The sequence below is a fragment of the Jiangella alba genome (genome assembly GCF_900106035.1).
Taxonomy (GTDB): domain Bacteria; phylum Actinomycetota; class Actinomycetes; order Jiangellales; family Jiangellaceae; genus Jiangella; species Jiangella alba.
In genome coordinates this window covers 143,743-161,161 of sequence record NZ_FNUC01000002.1, presented here as the reverse complement: position 1 = coordinate 161,161, position 17,419 = coordinate 143,743, and the positions used below count along the sequence as shown (strand labels likewise).

Annotated in this window: 14 protein-coding genes; 4 read left to right on the top strand and 10 right to left on the bottom strand. The window is 74.2% G+C overall.

Features of this window, described 5'->3' with window-relative positions; genetic code table 11:
- Positions 1 to 29: 29 nt before the first annotated feature.
- From mraY to mraZ, 7 genes are all read right to left on the bottom strand, one after another.
- A complete protein-coding gene (gene mraY, locus BLV02_RS02090; protein ID WP_069114242.1) occupies positions 30 to 1,091 on the bottom strand; it encodes a phospho-N-acetylmuramoyl-pentapeptide-transferase in 1,062 nt (353 codons plus the stop codon).
- Positions 1,088 to 2,476 (bottom strand): UDP-N-acetylmuramoyl-tripeptide--D-alanyl-D-alanine ligase, encoded by a 1,389-nt coding sequence (locus BLV02_RS02085; RefSeq protein WP_069114243.1) that lies wholly within the window; start codon positions 2,474 to 2,476, stop codon positions 1,088 to 1,090. Before BLV02_RS02085 ends, mraY begins: the two co-directional genes overlap by 4 nt.
- The gene (locus tag BLV02_RS02080; RefSeq protein WP_069114244.1) at positions 2,473 to 3,984 is read right to left on the bottom strand and encodes a UDP-N-acetylmuramoyl-L-alanyl-D-glutamate--2,6-diaminopimelate ligase; all 1,512 of its coding nucleotides are present in this window, start codon (positions 3,982 to 3,984) and stop codon (positions 2,473 to 2,475) included. Before BLV02_RS02080 ends, BLV02_RS02085 begins: the two co-directional genes overlap by 4 nt.
- Positions 3,985 to 4,003: 19 nt before the next feature.
- Positions 4,004 to 6,346, bottom strand: coding sequence for a peptidoglycan D,D-transpeptidase FtsI family protein (locus BLV02_RS02075; protein WP_083289104.1), 2,343 nt, complete (start codon positions 6,344 to 6,346; stop codon positions 4,004 to 4,006).
- A complete protein-coding gene (gene ftsL / locus BLV02_RS02070; RefSeq protein WP_069114245.1) occupies positions 6,346 to 6,726 on the bottom strand; it encodes a cell division protein FtsL in 381 nt (126 codons plus the stop codon). Before ftsL ends, BLV02_RS02075 begins: the two co-directional genes overlap by 1 nt.
- The gene (gene rsmH / locus BLV02_RS02065) at positions 6,723 to 7,679 is read right to left on the bottom strand and encodes a 16S rRNA (cytosine(1402)-N(4))-methyltransferase RsmH (protein ID WP_074946104.1); all 957 of its coding nucleotides are present in this window, start codon (positions 7,677 to 7,679) and stop codon (positions 6,723 to 6,725) included. The genes ftsL and rsmH overlap by 4 nt, the downstream gene beginning before the upstream one ends.
- Before the next feature lie 172 nt (positions 7,680 to 7,851).
- Entirely contained in the window at positions 7,852 to 8,283 is a 432-nt protein-coding gene (mraZ, locus tag BLV02_RS02060; protein WP_046767667.1) for a division/cell wall cluster transcriptional repressor MraZ, read from the bottom strand.
- Between the two features lie 830 nt (positions 8,284 to 9,113).
- Here mraZ and BLV02_RS02055 point away from each other — a divergent pair.
- The 3 genes from BLV02_RS02055 to BLV02_RS02045 are packed head-to-tail and all read left to right on the top strand — an operon-like array spanning position 9,114 to position 13,765.
- Positions 9,114 to 10,073 carry an AAA family ATPase gene (locus tag BLV02_RS02055; protein ID WP_069114285.1) on the top strand — a complete coding sequence of 320 codons (960 nt, stop codon included), beginning with the start codon at positions 9,114 to 9,116 and terminating at the stop codon, positions 10,071 to 10,073.
- Positions 10,074 to 10,079: 6 nt separating this feature from the next.
- A complete protein-coding gene (locus tag BLV02_RS02050) occupies positions 10,080 to 11,396 on the top strand; it encodes a DUF58 domain-containing protein (protein ID WP_069114246.1) in 1,317 nt (438 codons plus the stop codon).
- A complete protein-coding gene (locus tag BLV02_RS02045) occupies positions 11,396 to 13,765 on the top strand; it encodes a transglutaminase TgpA family protein (protein WP_069114247.1) in 2,370 nt (789 codons plus the stop codon). The genes BLV02_RS02050 and BLV02_RS02045 overlap by 1 nt, the downstream gene beginning before the upstream one ends.
- A 171-nt stretch (positions 13,766 to 13,936) precedes the next feature.
- Here BLV02_RS02045 and BLV02_RS02040 read toward each other — a convergent pair whose 3' ends face one another.
- The 3 genes from BLV02_RS02040 to mgrA form a co-directional block, all read right to left on the bottom strand.
- The gene (locus BLV02_RS02040; RefSeq protein ID WP_069114248.1) at positions 13,937 to 14,371 is read right to left on the bottom strand and encodes a DUF3040 domain-containing protein; all 435 of its coding nucleotides are present in this window, start codon (positions 14,369 to 14,371) and stop codon (positions 13,937 to 13,939) included.
- Positions 14,372 to 14,502: 131 nt separating this feature from the next.
- Entirely contained in the window at positions 14,503 to 15,264 is a 762-nt protein-coding gene (locus BLV02_RS02035) for a class I SAM-dependent methyltransferase (RefSeq protein ID WP_069114249.1), read from the bottom strand.
- Positions 15,265 to 15,268: 4 nt separating this feature from the next.
- Positions 15,269 to 16,330 (bottom strand): L-glyceraldehyde 3-phosphate reductase, encoded by a 1,062-nt coding sequence (gene mgrA / locus BLV02_RS02030; protein WP_069114250.1) that lies wholly within the window; start codon positions 16,328 to 16,330, stop codon positions 15,269 to 15,271.
- Positions 16,331 to 16,348: 18 nt separating this feature from the next.
- Here mgrA and BLV02_RS02025 point away from each other — a divergent pair, with 18 nt between their 5' ends.
- Positions 16,349 to 17,170 carry a spermidine synthase gene (locus tag BLV02_RS02025; RefSeq protein WP_069114251.1) on the top strand — a complete coding sequence of 274 codons (822 nt, stop codon included), beginning with the start codon at positions 16,349 to 16,351 and terminating at the stop codon, positions 17,168 to 17,170.
- Positions 17,171 to 17,419: the final 249 nt, after the last annotated feature.

Below are 17,419 nucleotides of genomic sequence, written 5' to 3'. Positions count from 1 at the left end.
CCCGGCACCCCCCGGCGCAGCGCCGCCGCTCACGCCGTCGCCACCCATTCGGCGTAGAAGAGGCCGAGACCGAGGACCACGAACATGCCGGCGATGATCCAGAACCGGATGACGATGGTGACCTCGCCCCAGCCCTTGAGCTCGAAGTGGTGCTGCAGCGGCGCCATGCGGAACAGCCGTTTGCCGCCGGAGATCTTGAACCAGCCGACCTGCAGCATCACCGACAGCGTGATCAGCACGAACAGGCCGCCCAGCACGATGAGCAGCAGCTCGGTGCGGGTCGTGATGGCCAGGCCCGCGAGCCCGCCGCCCAGCGCGAGCGACCCGGTGTCGCCCATGAAGATCTTCGCGGGCGCGGCGTTCCACCACAGGAACCCGAAGCAGGCGCCGACCATGGCAGCCGCGACGACGGCGAGGTCGAGCGGGTCGCGCACCTCGTAGCAGCTCGGGCCGGGTGCGACGCCGCAGGACTGGTTCAGCTGCCACACCCCGATGAGGGTGTACGCGCCGAACACCATGACGGAGGCGCCGGTCGCGAGGCCGTCCAGCCCGTCGGTGAGGTTCACCGCGTTGGAGAACCCGGAGATGAGGAACAGCGCCCACAGCACGAACACGGCGGCCGGCAGCACCCACGGGGTGTCGCGCAGGACGGAGAGCGCCTGTGAGGCCGGCGTGTAGCCCTGCTCGTCCGGGAAGTTGATGGCCAGGATCGCGAACACGACGGCGACGGCGACCTGGCCGCCCATCTTCGCCCGGCTGCGCAGGCCGAGGCTGCGCTGCTTGGAGATCTTGATCCAGTCGTCCAGGAACCCGACGATGCCGAGCCCGACGATCAGGAACAGCACCAGCAGGCCCGACACCGTCGGCGGCGACGGCCGGACCAGGTGCGCGACGAAGTACGCGACCACCGCCGCGACGATGATGACGGCGCCGCCCATGGTGGGGGTGCCGCGCTTGGTCTGGTGGTTCTCCGACAACTCGTCGCGGATCGCCTGGCCGTAGCCGCGGCGGACCAGCCAGCGGATCGCCAGCGGGGTGCCCAGGATCGACACCACGAGGCCGACGACGCCGGCCGTGAGGATCGAGATCACTTGTCCTCCACCAGCCGTTCGCCGAGGAAGCGCAGGCCGGCATCGCGAGACGACTTGACCAGGACGACGTCGCCGGGCCGCAGCTCGGCGCGGAGCAGGTCGAACGCGGCGTCGACGTCGGGCGCCCAGACGGACTCACCGTCCCACGACCCCTCGAGCGTGGCGCCCTGGTGGATCGCGCGGGCGCCGTCGCCGACGGCCACCAGCCGCGACACGCTCAGCCGGACGGCCAGCCGCCCGATGGCGTCGTGCTCGGCGATCGACGACTCACCCAGCTCGCGCATCTCGCCGAGGACGGCCCACGTGCGGCCGGCGGACGGGCGGCCCAGCGACACCAGCGTCTTCAGCGCCGCCCGCATCGACTCGGGGTTGGCGTTGTAGGCGTCGTTGACGACGGTGACGCCGTCGGGCCGCTCGGTGACCTCCATGCGCCACCGCGACCGCGGCAGCGCCGCCGACAGCCGCGCCGCGACGTCGTCCAGCGGCACGCCCAGCGCCAGCGCCGCACCGGCGACGGCCAGCGCGTTCGAGACCTGGTGCTCGCCGACCAGCCGCAGCGACACGGCGGCGGCCGCGTCGGCCGTCACCAGCCGGAACGACGCCCGGCCGGCGGCGTCGAGCGTGACGTCCTCGGCGCGGATGTCGGCGTGGACGGACTCGCCGACCATCACCACCTGGGCAGACGTCTGCTCGGCCATGCGGCGCACGACGGGGTCGTCGGCGTTGAGGACGGCGGTGCCGGACTCGGGCAGCGCCTCGACCAGCTCGGCCTTCGTCCGGGCGATGGTGTCGCGGTCGCCGAACTCGCCGAGGTGGGCGCTGCCGACGTTCAGGACGATGCCGACGGACGGCGGCGCGATGCCGCACAGGTAGGCGATGTGCCCGGGCCCGCGAGCGCCCATCTCGGCGACCAGCGTGCGGGTCGACTCGTCGACGCGCAGCACCGTGAGCGGCACGCCGATCTCGCCGTTGTACGAGCCGGGCGGCGCGACCAGCGGCCCGAGCGGCTCGAGCACCTGCGCCAGCAGGTCCTTCGTCGTCGTCTTGCCGGAGGACCCGGTGACGCCGACGACGGTGACCTGCGGCAGGCGGTCGAGGACCGCCCGGGCGAGCCGGCCGAACGCGACCTCGGTGTCGTCGACGACCACGGCGGGGACGCCGACCGGCCGCTCTGCCAGCACCGCGACGGCGCCGGCCTCGACAGCGGCGGCGGCGAAGTCGTGCCCGTCCCTCGCCTCGCCCTGCCGGGCCACGAACACACCGCCGGGCCCGAGCTCACGGGTGTCGGTCACCACCGGGCCGGTGACCCGGACGGTGGGGTCGGCGACGGCGTCCAGCCTGCCGCCAGTGGCCGAGGCGACCTCGGCCAAGGTGAGCGGGATCAACCCTGGAACTCCTCACTCCACCGCACCAGCTCCGCACGGAGCACGTCTCGATCGTCGAATGGATGCACGACGCCTGCGATCTCCTGACCTTGTTCATGCCCTTTACCGAGGACGACGACGGTGTCGTCGGGCCCGCGGGCGCTGCGCAGCGCCGCACGGACGGCCTCGAGGCGGCCCCCCACCTCGAGGATCTCCCCCGCCCGCTCCGCGCCGGGCACCGCGTGGGCGCCGGCGACGACGGCGGCCCGGATGGCGGCCGCGTCCTCGGAACGAGGATTGTCGTCGGTGACGACGACGACGTCGGCGCCGCGCGCGGCGGCCGCCCCCATCAGCGGCCGCTTCTCGCGGTCGCGGTCTCCGCCGGCGCCGACGACGACGACGAGGCGGCCGCGCGGGTGCAGCGCCTGCAGCACGTTGTCGATGGCGTCCGGTGTGTGTGCGAAGTCGACGACGGCGACCGGCGCGCCGGCCGGGCCGGCGACCCGTTCCATGCGCCCCGGCACCCCGGGGCAGGCCGCCACGCCCTCGACCGCGGCGGCGACGTCGACGCCGGCGGCGCGCAGCATGGTGACGGCCAGCGCGGCGTTGGTGACGTTGAACTCGCCCGGGATCGGGACCCGCAGCTCCAGCTTCTCGCCGTCGGCGCCGGCCAGTGTGGCGCGGTCGCCGTAGCAGTCGGCCTGCCAGTCGGCCTCGGCGGCGACGTGCGGCGGCGCGACCGTCAGCACCGGCAGCGGCGTCGACGCGGCCAGCCGGCGGCCGTACTCGTCGCCCACCACGACGACGGCGCGGCGCGCGTGCTCGGGCGTGAACAGCCGGGCCTTGGCGGCGAAGTAGTCGTCGAGGCCGCCGTGGAAGTCGAGGTGGTCCTGGCTGAGGTTGGTGAACCCGGCGACGTCGAACACGACGCCGTCGACCCGCCCGAACACCATGGCGTGGCTGGACACCTCCATGGCGCAGGCCGTGACGCCGCGCTCGCGCATGACGGCGAGCAGCGCGTGCACGTCGGTGGCCTCAGGGGTGGTGCGGATGCTGGCGACCCGTTCGTCGCCGACCCGGGTCTCGACGGTGCCGATCAGCCCGGTGACGTGCCCGGCGGCGCGCAGCCCGGACTCGAGCAGGTACGTGGTGGTGGTCTTGCCGTTGGTGCCGGTGACGCCGAGCATCAGCAGGTCGCGCGCCGGATGGCCGTACACCGTCGCGGCGATCTCGCCCAGCCGCGCCCGCGGGTCGGCCAGCCGCAGCACCGGGACGCCCGGCTCGCCGGCCAGCGCGACGCCGTCGTCGTCGGTCATGATCGCCACCGCGCCGGAGGCCACCGCGGCCGCCGCGAACCGGGCGCCGTGGGTCACCGCGCCGGGCAGCGCCATGTAGAGGTCACCGGTCCGGACCTGCCGGGAGTCGTGTGTGACGCCCGTCACCAGCACGTCCGCCGGCGCCGCGGCGTCGAGCGCCGTCAGCGGCAACGGCGTGACGCGGCGGGGTCGCAGTCCTGGGCGGTCGGGCACGACAGAGCAATCTACTCGGTCAGTCGGCGAACAGTGGCACCTGCGGCGCTTCCGTGCCGGTCGGCGCCACACCGCCCTGCTCGAGCGCGAACCGCATGATGTCCGCGAAGGCCGGACCGGCCAGCGCGCTTCCGGAGTTGCCGTTCTTCGGGTCGAACAGCGACACGACGACGACGTACTGCGGGTCGTCGGCCGGCGCGAACCCCATGAACGACGAGTTGTAGTCGGCGTAGCAGCCGCAGTCGGGGTCGACCCGCTGGGCCGTGCCGGTCTTGCCTGCGACGCGGTAGCCGTCGACCAGCGCGGGCTTGCCGGTGCCGCCCTCGCCCATGACGGCCTCCATCATGGTGGTGACGTCGGCGGCGGCCTGCTCGCTGACGACCCGCTCCGGAGCGGACGGCTCGACCGGCGTCTCGCGGCCGTCGGCGCCGATGGTCGCCGAGATCAGCCGCGGGTCGACCCGCACGCCGCCGTTGGCGATGGTCGCGTACGCCGACGCCATCTGCACCGCGCTGACCGAGATGCCCTGGCCGAACGCCACGTTGTCGCGGGTGAGGTCGGTGAAGTCGTCGCCGGACGGCAGCCGGCCGCCGGTCTCGCCGGGCATGCCGAGGTCGGGCGCCGTGCCGAACCCGAACCGCCGCAGGTAGTCGTGGTACACGTCCTTCTCCAGCAGCTCGGCGGCCAGCACGGTGCCGACGTTGCTCGACTTCGCGACGACGCCGGCCAGCGTCATCTGGTCCTCGCCGTGGCTGTAGTAGTCGTTGATGGTCTCGCCGCCGCGGCGCAGGTTGTCCGGGACGGAGAACACCGTGCTGTGGTCGGCCAGCCCCTGGTCGACCACGGCGGACATGGTGATCGGCTTGAACACCGAGCCCGGCTCGTAGGCGTCCTCGACGGCGGCGCTGCCGCGGTCGGCGGCCTCGGTCTTGCTCGGGTCGCTCGGGTCGAACGCGGGCGTGGCGGCCAGCGCGACGATCTCCTGCGTGTCGACGTCCATGACGACGGCGACACCGTCGGCCGCCCCGGCGTTCTCGACCGCCGCGGCCAGCACCTGCTCGGTGTGCCACTGCACGTCGCCGTCCAGGGTCAGGCGCAGGCCGGTGCCGGCGACCGGCTGGCTGACGTGGTTCGCCGAGCTGTTCGGGATGCGGATGCCGCCCGGGCTGAACTGGTACGTCGCCTCGCCGTCGACACCGGCCAGGCTCTTGTCCATCGACTGCTCCAGCCCGGTGAGGCCCAGGCCGTCGGCGCCGAGGAACCCGACGATGTTGCCGGCGACGGTGCCCGCCGGGTAGTCGCGGGCGGCGGCGGTCTCGGCGGTGAACCCGGCCAGGCCGAGCCCGCGGATCTGCCGCCACGTCGCCCCCGGCACCCCGCGCGCGACGACGACGTACCGGTCGGAACCGGTGAGGTCGCGCTGCAGGTCGGCGGCGGGCGTGCGGAGGATGCTCTCCAGCTGCAGCGCGTACGCGGCCGGGTTGGCCACCTGCGTCTGGTCGACCACCACGTTGTACGCCTCGACGGTGCTGGCCAGCGGCTCGCCGTCGCGGTCGAGGATGACGCCGCGGTCGGCCCGCACCGGCACCGTCTTCAGCCCGATGGTGTTCGCGACGGCGGCGTACGTGGACGCGTCGATGCCCTGCAGCTGGATCAGCCGGCCACCGAACAGCGACAGCACCACGCAGACGCCGACCAGCGTGACCCGCAGGCGCTTGCGCGGGTCGGCCAGCCGGACGGTGCGCGGCTGCTTCGGCCCCTTCGGCGGCTTGGGGCGCTTGGGCGGCTTCGGCGGGCGGGTGGTGCGCGACGCCTTCGGGCCGCGGACGGCGCGGGGCTTCCCGCCACCCGACGACCCGCCCGACCCGCGGCCGCCCGACCCGCGGCCGCCCGACCCGCGGCCGCCGGACCCGCGGCCGCCGGACCCGCGGCCACCGGACCCCGGACGGCCGCGGGTGGCCGCGGCGATCGCGCCGGCCCGCACCGCTGCCGCACGCCCGGCCGCGCCGTCGCGGCCTCCGCGCGACGACGTGGGCGCGCTGTTCCAGGCGGCGTCGAGCTCGTTCTTCGGCGCCTTGGGCGCGCTCTTGCGGGCGCGCGGCGCGGCGGACGTGCGGACCGGCTTCGCGGCGGCCGTCTTCCGGGCCGGCTTGGCCGTCTTCTTGGCCGACGACTTCGGCGCGCCCTTCGGCGCCGCCTTCGGAGCCGCCTTCGGGGCGCCCTTCGGCCCCGGCCGCGCGGCGCGGCCCGCAGCCGTGCCCCGTCCGGCGCCCGCAGCCGTGCCCCGTCCAGCCGAGCCCCGTCCAGCCGTGCCGCGACCCGACCCGGCCGCTCCCCGGCCGTCCTGGCCCTTCGGCGGCATCAGCCGGCACCACCGGCGTCGGCGGGCGCGGACCGCGGCAGTTCCAGGAACGTGGGCGCGTCCTCGGCCGGGACCATGCCCATGCGGGCGGCCTGGTCGGCCAGCGCGTCGGGCGCGCTGCGGGCGGCGACGCGGTCGGCGAGGTCGGTCTGGCGGTCGCGCAGCTCGTCGGTGGTCGACTGCAGCTCGCCCAGCTCGAACGCGCCCTGCTGCAGGGCGGTGTTGAGGATCAGCAGGCCGATCAGCCCGACGCCGAGCACCAGCAGGACCAGCACGACGAACGGGGCGCGCGGCGCGCGGGAGCCGCGGGCCGGCACGCTGCGCAGCGACGGGCGGCGCGGCGCGGCGACCGGGGTATAGGCGCGTTCGGCGGCGCTCATGCGGCCTCCCTGATGCGCTCGACGGCGCGCAGCCGGGCCGACTGCGCGCGCGGGTTGGCGGCGATCTCGTCGCTGGTGGGCGGCTCGGAGCGGGTCAGCAGCCGCAGTTCGGGCCGGTGCTCGGGCAGCTCGACCGGCAGCCCGTGCGGCGCCGAGCTGGTCGTCCTGGCCGCGAACAGCTGCTTGACGATGCGGTCCTCGAGCGAGTGGTACGAGAGCACGACGATGCGCCCGCCCACCGCCAGCGCGTCGATGGCGGCCGGCAGCGCCCGCTCGAGCGTGTCGAGCTCGCCGTTGACCTCGATGCGCAGCGCCTGGAACGTCCGCTTCGCCGGGTTGCCGCCGGTGCGCCGGGCCGGCGCCGGGATGGTGTCGCGGATCAGCTCGACCAGCCGGGCGCTGGTGTCGAACGGCGCCCTCCGGCGCTCGCGCACCACGGCCGCCGCGATGCGCGAGGCGAACCGCTCCTCGCCGTAGCGGCGCAGGATGCGGGTGAGGTCGGCCGCGGCGTAGGTGTTGAGCACCTCGGCCGCGGTGATGCCGGTGGACTGGTCCATCCGCATGTCCAGCGGCGCGTCCTGCGAGTACGCGAACCCGCGCCCGGCCTCGTCCAGTTGGAGCGACGAGACGCCGAGATCGAACAGGACACCATGCACGCGCCGGATGCCGAGGCCCGCCAAGACGTCGGCGATCCGGTCGTAGACCGCGTGGACGCCGGTGAACCGGTCGCCGAACGGCGCCAGCCGCTCGGTGGCCCGGGCCAGCGCCTCGCGGTCGCGGTCGAGGCCCACCAGGTGGGCCGTCGAGTTGCGGCGCAACAGGGCCTCGGCGTGCCCGCCGAGTCCCAGCGTGGCATCGACGACCACACGGCCCTCGTCCTCCGAGAGAGCCGGAGCCAGCAGCTCGACGACACGATCGAGCAGCACCGGGACGTGCGCCCCCTGATCGGTCATCGACACCCCCGCGTCTCTTCGTCGTTGCCTCGCTCGTTGCCGTTCGCGGCTCGTACGACCAGGTCCCCGCCCGCTCGGGCTTGGCTGCCTGCTCTTGCCGCTTGGCACCGGGGAAGTGGTGCCAAGAGGTGGAGCGGCCGGAGACCTCGTCGTGCGTTTCACGCGACGGCGGTCAGAAGATGCCGGGCAGCACCTCCTCGGAGATGTCGGCGAACATCGGTTCCTTCTCGGCCTGGTACGTCTCCCAGGCCTGCTCGGACCAGATCTCCACCCGCGTCATCGCACCGACGACGGTGCACTCACGCTCCAGCGCCGCGTACGTGCGCAGCCCCGGCGGGATGGTGATGCGGCCCTGCTTGTCCGGAACCTCGTCGCTGGCCCCCGCTGCCAGCATCCGGGCGAAGTCGCGCGTGCCCTTGTGCGTGATGGGAGCGGCGCGCAACTGCTCGGTGAACCGGAGGAACTCGGCCCGCGGCCACACATAGAGACAGCGCTCCTGCCCTCGTGTGATCACGACGCCCTCCGCCAGCTCGTCCCGGAACTTCGCCGGAAGGATGAGCCGTCCTTTGTCGTCCAGCCGGGGCGTGTGGGTACCGAGGAACACGGCCCACCTCCCCGCTGCCCGCCGTGACCGTCACCGGACCATCCGCTGATCGCCACCCCGGACCACTCTTCCTCCATTGCCCGCCACTCTACTCCACTCTCCCCCACTTGCAACCACATTCAGCCCCACCACGCCCCACCACGCCCCCCGCGGACCTCGCGCCGTGGCGACGCCAGACGGCGTCCGCGCTGGTCAGCGCCCCGCCGAGCGGCGAGGGGGCGTTGTGGGGGGCGAGTGGGGGCAGGTGGGGCGCGCCGGGGCCACCGGCCCGCACCCGCGGCGGACGCCTCCACGTCGCCCCTGGTCAGCGACGCCGGCCCGGCGGGTGGAGGCGGTGGTGGAGGGAAGTGGGGAACGGCCCGCCGGGGGCGGCGCCCGGAGGCCAGGCCGGCCGGCCCGCCCGCCCGCCGGGGGCGGCGCCCGGAGGCCACGCCGGCCGGCCGGGACCGTTGATCATGGAGAACTCGGGCTTCCCGCGCGTGGGAAGCCCGTCTTCTCCGTGATCGACTCGGCCGGGAGGGTGGAACGGTGGGTGGATCACCGCCCACCGGTGGTGACACACCGTCCGACCAGGCCGGGCCATCGGGGAATGTCCGGTTCGGATGGATGCGCGTGCACACGTAGTGGACATAGGCTCTGCGGGTAAGCGAAAGCCGTGGCCGATGGGAACCCGCTGGGTGGGTCCGCACGTCGCACCACTGCGAGACAGGACAGCGGAGTGCCGCGATCGGCCGAGGCACGTCACGCCGACGAGGTCGGGGATCGAAGGAGGAAACGTGCCTGAGCCGCTCAACCCGGGCCATCATCCACAGCAGGCGCCCGGCGAGGCCGTGCCCGAGTTGGCGCTCGGCGACCTCGCCGACACCGCAGCCCGCATACAGGCCGCCATCGGCTCGGTCGTCGAGGGCAAGCCCGAGGTCATCAAGCTGGCCCTCACCGTGCTGCTGGCTGAGGGCCACATCCTCATCGAGGACGTCCCCGGCGTCGGCAAGACCATGCTGGCGAAGTCCGTGGCCCGCGCCATCGACTGCACGGTGCGCCGCATCCAGTTCACGCCCGACCTCATGCCCAGCGACGTCACGGGCGTGTCGGTGTTCAACCAGTCGACCCGCGAGTTCGAGTTCAAGCCGGGCGGCGTGTTCGCGAACATCGTCGTCGGCGACGAGATCAACCGCGCCTCGCCGAAGACGCAGTCCGCGCTGCTCGAGTGCATGGAGGAGCGGCAGGTCACCGTCGACGGCACCACGTACCAGCTCGAGGCGCCGTTCATGGTGGTCGCCACGCAGAACCCCATCGAGATGGAGGGCACCTACCCCCTCCCCGAGGCCCAGCGCGACCGCTTCATGATGCGCCTGTCCATGGGCTACCCGTCGCCGCGCGACGAGATCGAGATGATCGACACCCACGGCTCCACCAGCGCGCTCGACCCGCTCGAGCCGGTCACCGACGCCGCGCACGTGCACAAGCTGGTCCGGCTGGTCCGCGGCGTGTACGTCGCCGACCCGATCAAGGAGTACGCGGTCGCCCTCACCACGGCCACCCGCACCTCGCCCGATCTCCGGCTCGGCGCGTCACCGCGGGCCACGCTGCACCTCATCCGGGCGGCGAAGGCGTGGGCCGGGCTCGAGGGCCGCGAGTACGTGCTGCCCGACGACATCCAGGCGCTGGCCGCGCCCGTCCTCGGGCACCGGCTGCTGCCCACGGCCGAGGCGCAGATCGGCCGCCGCGACGCCGGCAGCATCGTCGCCGACCTCATCCAGCGCATCCCGCAGCCCGAACCGGCTCGGTAGCCGCCGATGAACGACGCGCTGTCCGGTCTCACCCGACGCGGCTGGACCTTCCTGGCCGTCGGCGGCGGCGCCGTCCTGGCCGCCGTCCTCGCCGGGCAGCGCGACGTGCTCAGGGTCGGCCTGCTGCTGGTCGTCGTCCCGGCCATCAGCCTCATGGTGGCGCTGCGCAGCCGGGTCCGGCTGGCCGCGTCGCGCTCCGTCGAGCCGCCGCGGGTGTCCGTCGGCGAGCGGGCCACGGTGCGCCTGCAGCTGGCCAACTCCGCGCGCATCCCCACCGGCGTGCTGCTGGTCGAGGACAGCATCCCGTTCACGCTCGGCGCCCGGCCGCGGTTCGTCCTCGACCACGTGTGGTCGCGGTTCCGGCGCGACGTCACCTACTCCATCGACCCGGTGGTGCGCGGCCGGTACAAGGTCGGCCCGCTGACGGTGCGCGTCACCGACCCGTTCGGCATGGTCGAGCTGCGCCGCGCGTTCAGCGACGTCGGCACGCTCATCGTCACGCCCACGGTGCACCAGCTGCCGCCGGTCCGGCTGGTCGGCGAGTGGAGCGGCAGCGGCGAGAGCCGGCCGCGGGCCATCGCCGCCGCCGGTGAGGAGGACGCCACCATCCGCGCCTACCGCATCGGCGACGACATGCGCCGCGTGCACTGGCGCGCCACCGCCCACCATGGCGAGCTGATGGTCCGCCGCGAGGAGCAGCCCTGGCAGAGCCGGGCCACGCTCCTGCTCGACACCCGCACGTCCGGGCACACCGGCGAGGGCATCGACTCCTCGCTCGAATGGAGCGTCACCGCGGCCGCGTCCGTCGGCGTCCACCTGGCCGAGCGCGGCTACGCCGTCCGGCTGGTCACCGACCACGGCGGCGCCGTCTCCACCAACTGGCACGACCCCGCCAGCGGTCCCGGCGACGCCAAGGTATCGCTGCTCGACGCGCTCGCCGTCGTCCAGCCGCAGCGCGACGCGTCCATCGGCCGCTGGCCCGACCTCCTCAGCGGCGCCGAGGCCGCCACCGGCCTGCTGGTCGGCGTGTTCGGCCGGCTCACCGAGCCCGAGGCGCACGTCGTCGCCGGGCTGCGGCAGGGCTCCACCGCCGCGCTGGCCGTCGTCCTCGACGTCATGTCGTGGACGTCGCTGGGTGAGAACAGCCGCGAGCAGGTGCGGCTCACGGCCGGCGTGCAGGTGCTGCGCAGCGCCGGCTGGAACGTCATCGTCGCCAAGCGCGGCGAGCACCTGGCCACGCTGTGGGAGCGCCTCGGGCTGCAGCGCCCGGCCGTGCAGGCGCAGGCCACGGCCGGCGTCTCGACCGGACCGGAGGCGAGCTGATGTCGTCGCTGAGCGCCCACGGCCGCCTGACCATCGTCGCGGCCGTGGCGGCCTGGCTGTCGGTGGTGCCGCTGTTCGCCATCACGCAGACCGACGACTGGATCGTGCCGGCCGCGCTCGTGGTCGCGCTGGTCGCCGGCACCGGCTACGTGCTGCGCAAGCTCGGCGTGCCGGCGCTGCTGGTCCCGGTCGCGCAGCTGGCCGTCGTCGTGCTGTGGCTGGGCGTGCTGGTGGCCAACGACGTCGCGCTGCTCGGGTTCATCCCGACCACCGACTGGGCCACCCGGCTGGTCGACGTCTTCCAAGAGGGCATCGACGTCACCAACACCTACGTCGCGCCCATCCCGGTGCCGCGCGGCATCCTCATGCTGGTGGTCGGCGGCGCCGGCGTCGTGGCGCTGCTGGTCGACACCCTCGCCGTCTGGCTGCGCAAGGTGCCGCTGGCCGGCGTGCCGCTGGCCGCCTGCTACGCCGTCGCGGCCACGGCCATGACCATCGGGCTGGACTGGTGGTGGTTCCTGCCGCCGGCGGCCGGGTTCCTGGCGCTGCTGGTGTCCGAGGGACGCACTCGGGTCGCGGCGTGGGGGCGCTCGGCCAGCCCGTCGGCGCGGCGCAGCGGCATCCCCGAGACCGACTCGCTGGCCCGCAACGGCCGCCGGGTCGGCGCGGTGGCGCTGGCGGTAGCGGTCGCCGTGCCGGGTCTCGCGCCGGTGCTGACGGAGGGCGTGCTCGGCCCGGGCCGCGGTGGCGGCGGGGGTGGCGGGCAGACCATCCGCACCGACAACCCGATCATCGACCTCCAGCGCAACCTGCAGCGCCGCGAGAACGTCGAGGTGCTGCGCTACAGCTCCAGCGCCGACACCGACGCCGCCACCTACATCCGCATCGTCACGCTCGACGTGTTCGACGGCGAGGAGTGGAAGACGTCCGACCGGCCGGTACCCGACTCCGTCGACAGCGGGCTGCCGTGGCCGCAGGGCCTCGAGCAGGCCGACTGGCCGCGCATCGACTACGACATCAACGTCAGCCCCGACTTCAGCTCCAGCTGGCTGCCGCTCCCCTACCCGGCGCAGAGCATCACCATCGACGGCGACTGGCGCTACCACGGGCCCACCCTCGACGTCGTGGCCGACGGCGACGACGTCCGCGCCCGCTCGTACAACGTGCAGAGCCTGGTGGTCGAGCCGAGCGTCGAGGCGCTGCGCAACGCCGGGCCGCCCAGCGACGATGTCGACGCCATGCTCGAGCTGCCCGACGAGCTCCCGGCCGAGGTCACCGAACTCGCCGACGAGGTCACCGAGGGCGCTGCCGACGACTTCAGCAAGGCGGCCGCGCTGCAGCAGTGGTTCCGCGGGCCGCAGGGCGGCTTCGAGTACGACATCGAGTCGACGTCCGGCCACACGGCCAACGCGCTGGTCGACTTCCTGAACGACCGGCGCGGCTACTGCGAGCAGTTCGCCGCGACCATGGCCATCATGGCCCGCTACCTCGGCATCCCGGCGCGGGTCGCGGTCGGCTTCACCGCCGGCGACTACCAGGGCAACGGCACCTACCTCGTCCGCGCGCACGACTCCCACGCCTGGCCGGAGCTGTACTTCGAGGGGTCCGGCTGGGTCCGGTTCGAGCCCACGCCGGCCGCCATCACCGGCCGCGCCCCCGACTGGACCATCGTGCCCACCCAGAACGCGCCGGTGCCCGACCCCAACGACCCCAGCTCCCCCACGTCGCAGCCGACCAGCACGGCGCCGTCCATCCCGCGCGACGACGAGCTCGGCGGCGGCGCCGCGTCCGGCAGCCAGGACCCGCCGTCGCAGTGGCCGCTCATCGTGCTCGGCGCGCTGGCGCTGGCGGCGTTCTTCGCCACCCCGTCGGTGGCCGCGCGCGTCGGCCGCCGGCTGCGCTGGCGGCAGGCCGGCGACGATCCCGGCGCGCTGGCCGAGGCCGCGTGGGCCGACCTGCGCGAATCCGCCCGCGACGCCGGCCACCCCTGGGATCCCGCCGCCACGCCGCGGTCCACCGGCCGCCGGCTGGCGACGGCCGCCTCCCTCGGCGACGACGACCGGCAGTTGCTCGATCACCTCGTCGGCGCCGTCGAGCAGGCCCGCTACGCCCGCCGGGCCGAGCCCGTCGAGGCGCTGCACGACGACACCGAACTGGTGCGCCGCTCCATCGCCCGCTCGGCGTCGATCGGCCGGCGGGTCAAGGCGTTCCTGCTGCCGACCCGCTACCGCGACAGCGCGGTCGAGGCGAACCGCCGGCTGGTCGAGGGGTTCGACTGGATCGACGCCACCGGCGAGCGGCTGCGCGACTCCGTCGCCTCGTCCAGCCTGCGGCGCCGGCTGCCGGCGCCCCGTCCCCCGGCCGAGTGACCGCGCCCGGCCCACCCGATCGTGGGTGGGCCGGCCCGGTCGGCACCACACCGGACCAGGTGGTGGCGCGCAGGGCGGACCGGAAACGCAAGAGGCGCCGCCCGAAGGCGGCGCCGGACGCGTGAACCGTGGTGGTGCTGCTACTGCTGCGGTGCTGCTGCCGCGGTGCCGTTACTGGCCGTAGCCGCGCTCGCGCCGGTTGCGCCAGCGCTGCTCCATGCGGTCCATGAACGAGCCGTTGTTGCGCGGCCCCTTGGGGCGGCGCTGCCGGCGGGGCGAACCCGGGCTGATGTCGGGCACTTCGCCGGTGGCAGTGGCGGCCGTGCCGTCGTTCGGCGGAACGCGACGCCACGACGTGACGGCGTAGAAGGCCGAGCCGAGCATGACGACGAAGCCCGCCACGCCGAGCGGAATGACCTGAGTGACGGCGCCCGTCATGAGCAACACGACGCCGACGACGAAGACCAGACCGGCAAAGACCGCGCGTCGCCGGTACCGCCGCCGAAGATCCGCGCCACGCATGGCGGTGGCGAACTTCGGATCCTCAGCGAGCAGCGCCTGCTCCATCTGCTCGAGCAGCCGCTGCTCATGATCGGAGAGTGGCACCGTTCCCCTCCAATGAACACGGAAACCTTGGGCACCTGCTGTAAGGACCAGCATATGCGGCCGACGCCACCGAAGAAAGCCGGGTGCAGTACCGAAGCGATTCGGTGTCGCAGTACCCGCCCGCAGGCCGATCACACGTCGGCTCCCGCGGGCCGTCCGGCGAGCACGTGCAGAGCCGCGGCGACGGCCCGGAACGCCGGATGTGCGACCACGGCGGCCTCCAGTTCGGCCAGCGCGGCCACCTCGGCGGGGTCGTCGACGACGCCGCCGGCGACGAGGTCGGTGAGCACTCTCACACCGTGCACCTCGTCGACGCGCAGCCCGGCGGCCGCGAGCAGCGCCCTGACGCCGTCCTCGTCGAACCGGCGCGGCAGCGGGTCGGAGCCGCCCCAGCGGCCGTCGGGGTCGTCGAGCAGGTGCCGGGCGTCGGCGAAATGCCCGGCCAGTGCCTTCGCGAGCACCGCGGCGTAGCGCTGGGCGACCACGACGCTCGCGACGCCGCCGGGGCGCAGCGCCGCCGCGATGGCCGTCACCGCACCGGAGACGTCGTCGACCACCTCGAGCACCCCGTGGCACAGCACGACGTCGGCGCCGCCGGGCCCGACCACGCCGGCCAGCCCGGCCGCGTCGCCCTGCACGCCCGTGACCTGGTCGCCCACGCCCGCCTCGGCCGCCCGGCGAGCCAGCGCGGCCAGCGCGTTCGGGCTCGGGTCGACGACGGTGACGCGGTGGCCGATGCGGGCCAGCGGCACCGCGAACACGCCGCTCCCGCCGCCGAGGTCGACGATGTCGAGGTCGCGGCGGCCGGTCGAGGCGCTCAGCGCGGCCAGCGCCTCGTACAGCTGGGCCCAGATGGCCTCGGTGCGCGGGTTGCGGCGCTGACGCTCGTTCATCGGGTCACGCGTCGCTCGACCGGGCCCAGATGTTCAGGCCCGCCTCGACGGCGTGCCGGTCGATCTCGGCGAGCTCGTCGTCGGAGAAGTCGAGGCGGTCCAGCGCGCCCAGGCTGTCGTCGAGCTGGCCCACCGTCCGGGCGCCGATCAGCACCGACGTCACCCGCTCGTCGCGCAACGCCCACGACAGCGCCAGCTGCGCGAGCGTCTGCCCGCGCGACTCGGCGACCCCGGCCAGCGCGTTCAGCCGGTCGACGACGTCCTGCGTGACCAGCGACGGCGAGAACGACCCGCCGCGGGCCGCGCGGGAGTCGTCCGGCACCCCGCCCAGGTACTTGTTCGTCAGCAGGCCCTGCGCCAGCGGCGAGAAGGCGATGATGCCGAGGCCCGCGTCCGCACAGGCCTCGGTCAGCCCGGCCTCGATCCAGCGGTTGAACATCGAGTAGGACGGCTGGTGGATGGCCAGCGGCGTGCCCAGCTCGCGCATGATGGCGGCCGCCTCGCGAGTGCGCTCCGGCGAGTACGACGAGATGCCCGCGTACAGCGCCCGGCCGGACCGGACCGCGGTGTCCAGCGCGCCCATCGTCTCCTCGAGCGGCGTGTCGGGGTCGAACCGGTGCGAGTAGAAGATGTCGACGTAGTCGAGGCCCATGCGGTCCAGCGAGGCGTCGAGGCTGGCCAGCAGGTACTTGCGCGAGCCCCATTCGCCGTACGGGCCGGGCCACATGTCGTAGCCGGCCTTCGTCGAGATGATCAGCTCGTCGCGGTACGGGCGGAAGTCCTCGGCGAAGATGCGGCCGAAGTTCTTCTCCGCCGAGCCGGGCGGCGGGCCGTAGTTGTTGGCGAGGTCGAAGTGGGTGACGCCGTGGTCGAACGCCGTGCGCAGGATGGCCCGCTGCGTGGCCAGCGGCGACTCGTCGCCGAAGTTCTGCCAGAGGCCCAGCGAGATGGCCGGCAGCTTGAGTCCGGTGCGGCCGCTGCGGCGGTAGGGGGTGTCGATGTAGCGCGCTTCGTCGGCCCGGTACGGCGCGCCTACGTGGAGGTTCCTTGTCGGACGGTCAGCCATGCTGCGAACCTATCGCTCGTGCCCCCGTCCCGTGCCAGCGACCGCCCACGTCCCGAGCGCTTCGCCGGGACCCACCACGTCGACTCCGGGACGGCGGAGCTGATCCCGGACCGCGCCCACCCCGGCGGCTGGTCGGTCCGGCTCAACGGGGTGGCCAGTTCCTACGTCGACGTCGACGACCCGACCCGGCTGGACTTCGAGTACACCCAGTGGACCGGCCACCTCCTCGACGTCGTCGCGCCGCCCGGTGCGCCGCTGTCCGTGCTGCATCTCGGCGGGGCCGGCTGCACGCTGGCCCGCTATGTGGCGGCGACGCGGCCGGGGTCGCCGCAGACGGTGTTCGAGATCGACGCCGCGCTGGCCACTCTGATGCGGCAGGCGTTCGGGCTGCGGTCGGTGCGCGGGCTGCGGCTCAAGGCGATGGACGCGCTGGAAGGGCTGCGGTCGCTGCCGGACGACTATTCGGCCGTCGTCATCCGCGACGCGTTCGACGGCTCCGACGTGCCGCCCCACCTGGCCGACGTCGCCTTCTACACGTCGGTCGCGCGGGTGCTCTCCCCCGCCGGCGTCTACGTCGGCAACGTCGCCGACACCGCCCAGGTCCGCGAAGCCCGCGTCGAAGCGGCGACGGCCCTCGAGGTGTTCGCCCACGTGGCCCTGATCGCCGAGCCCGGCCAGCTGCGTGGACGCCGCTACGGCAACGTCATCCTCCTGGCGTCGCAGCAGCCCCTGCCGGAGGACGCGCTGATCCGCAAGCTCGCCAGCGGCGCCGTCCGCGCCCGCTACGTCGAGCCGTCGCGGGTCAAGGAGCTGGTGGCGGGCGTCAAGCCTCGCCGCTGACTGGGCACGTGACCGGGCGCGCCGCTGACCCGGCGCCTTGCCCGGCGCCTTGCCCGGCCCCCTGACCGGGCGCTGCTGACCCGGCGCCCGCCCGGTCCCCCTTGCCGGCGCCCCTGCTCAGCTCTCCTTTGCCAGCGCCCTGCCCGGTCCCCTTGCCCGCGCCCCTGTCTGGCGCCCCTGTCTGGCGCCCCTGTCTGGCGCCCCTGTCTGGCGCCCCGGGCCGGCCCCCTTGCCGACGCCCCGCCGGGC

Coding starts and splice junctions, on each gene's coding strand:
- mgrA (WP_069114250.1), bottom strand. CDS start 16,330: ATGGCTGACCGTCCGACAAGGAACCTCCACGTAGGCGCGCCGTACCGG.
- BLV02_RS02075 (WP_083289104.1), bottom strand. CDS start 6,346: ATGCCGCCGAAGGGCCAGGACGGCCGGGGAGCGGCCGGGTCGGGTCGC.
- BLV02_RS02045 (WP_069114247.1), top strand. CDS start 11,396: ATGTCGTCGCTGAGCGCCCACGGCCGCCTGACCATCGTCGCGGCCGTG.
- ftsL (WP_069114245.1), bottom strand. CDS start 6,726: ATGAGCGCCGCCGAACGCGCCTATACCCCGGTCGCCGCGCCGCGCCGC.
- BLV02_RS02050 (WP_069114246.1), top strand. CDS start 10,080: ATGAACGACGCGCTGTCCGGTCTCACCCGACGCGGCTGGACCTTCCTG.
- rsmH (WP_074946104.1), bottom strand. CDS start 7,679: ATGACCGATCAGGGGGCGCACGTCCCGGTGCTGCTCGATCGTGTCGTC.
- BLV02_RS02035 (WP_069114249.1), bottom strand. CDS start 15,264: ATGAACGAGCGTCAGCGCCGCAACCCGCGCACCGAGGCCATCTGGGCC.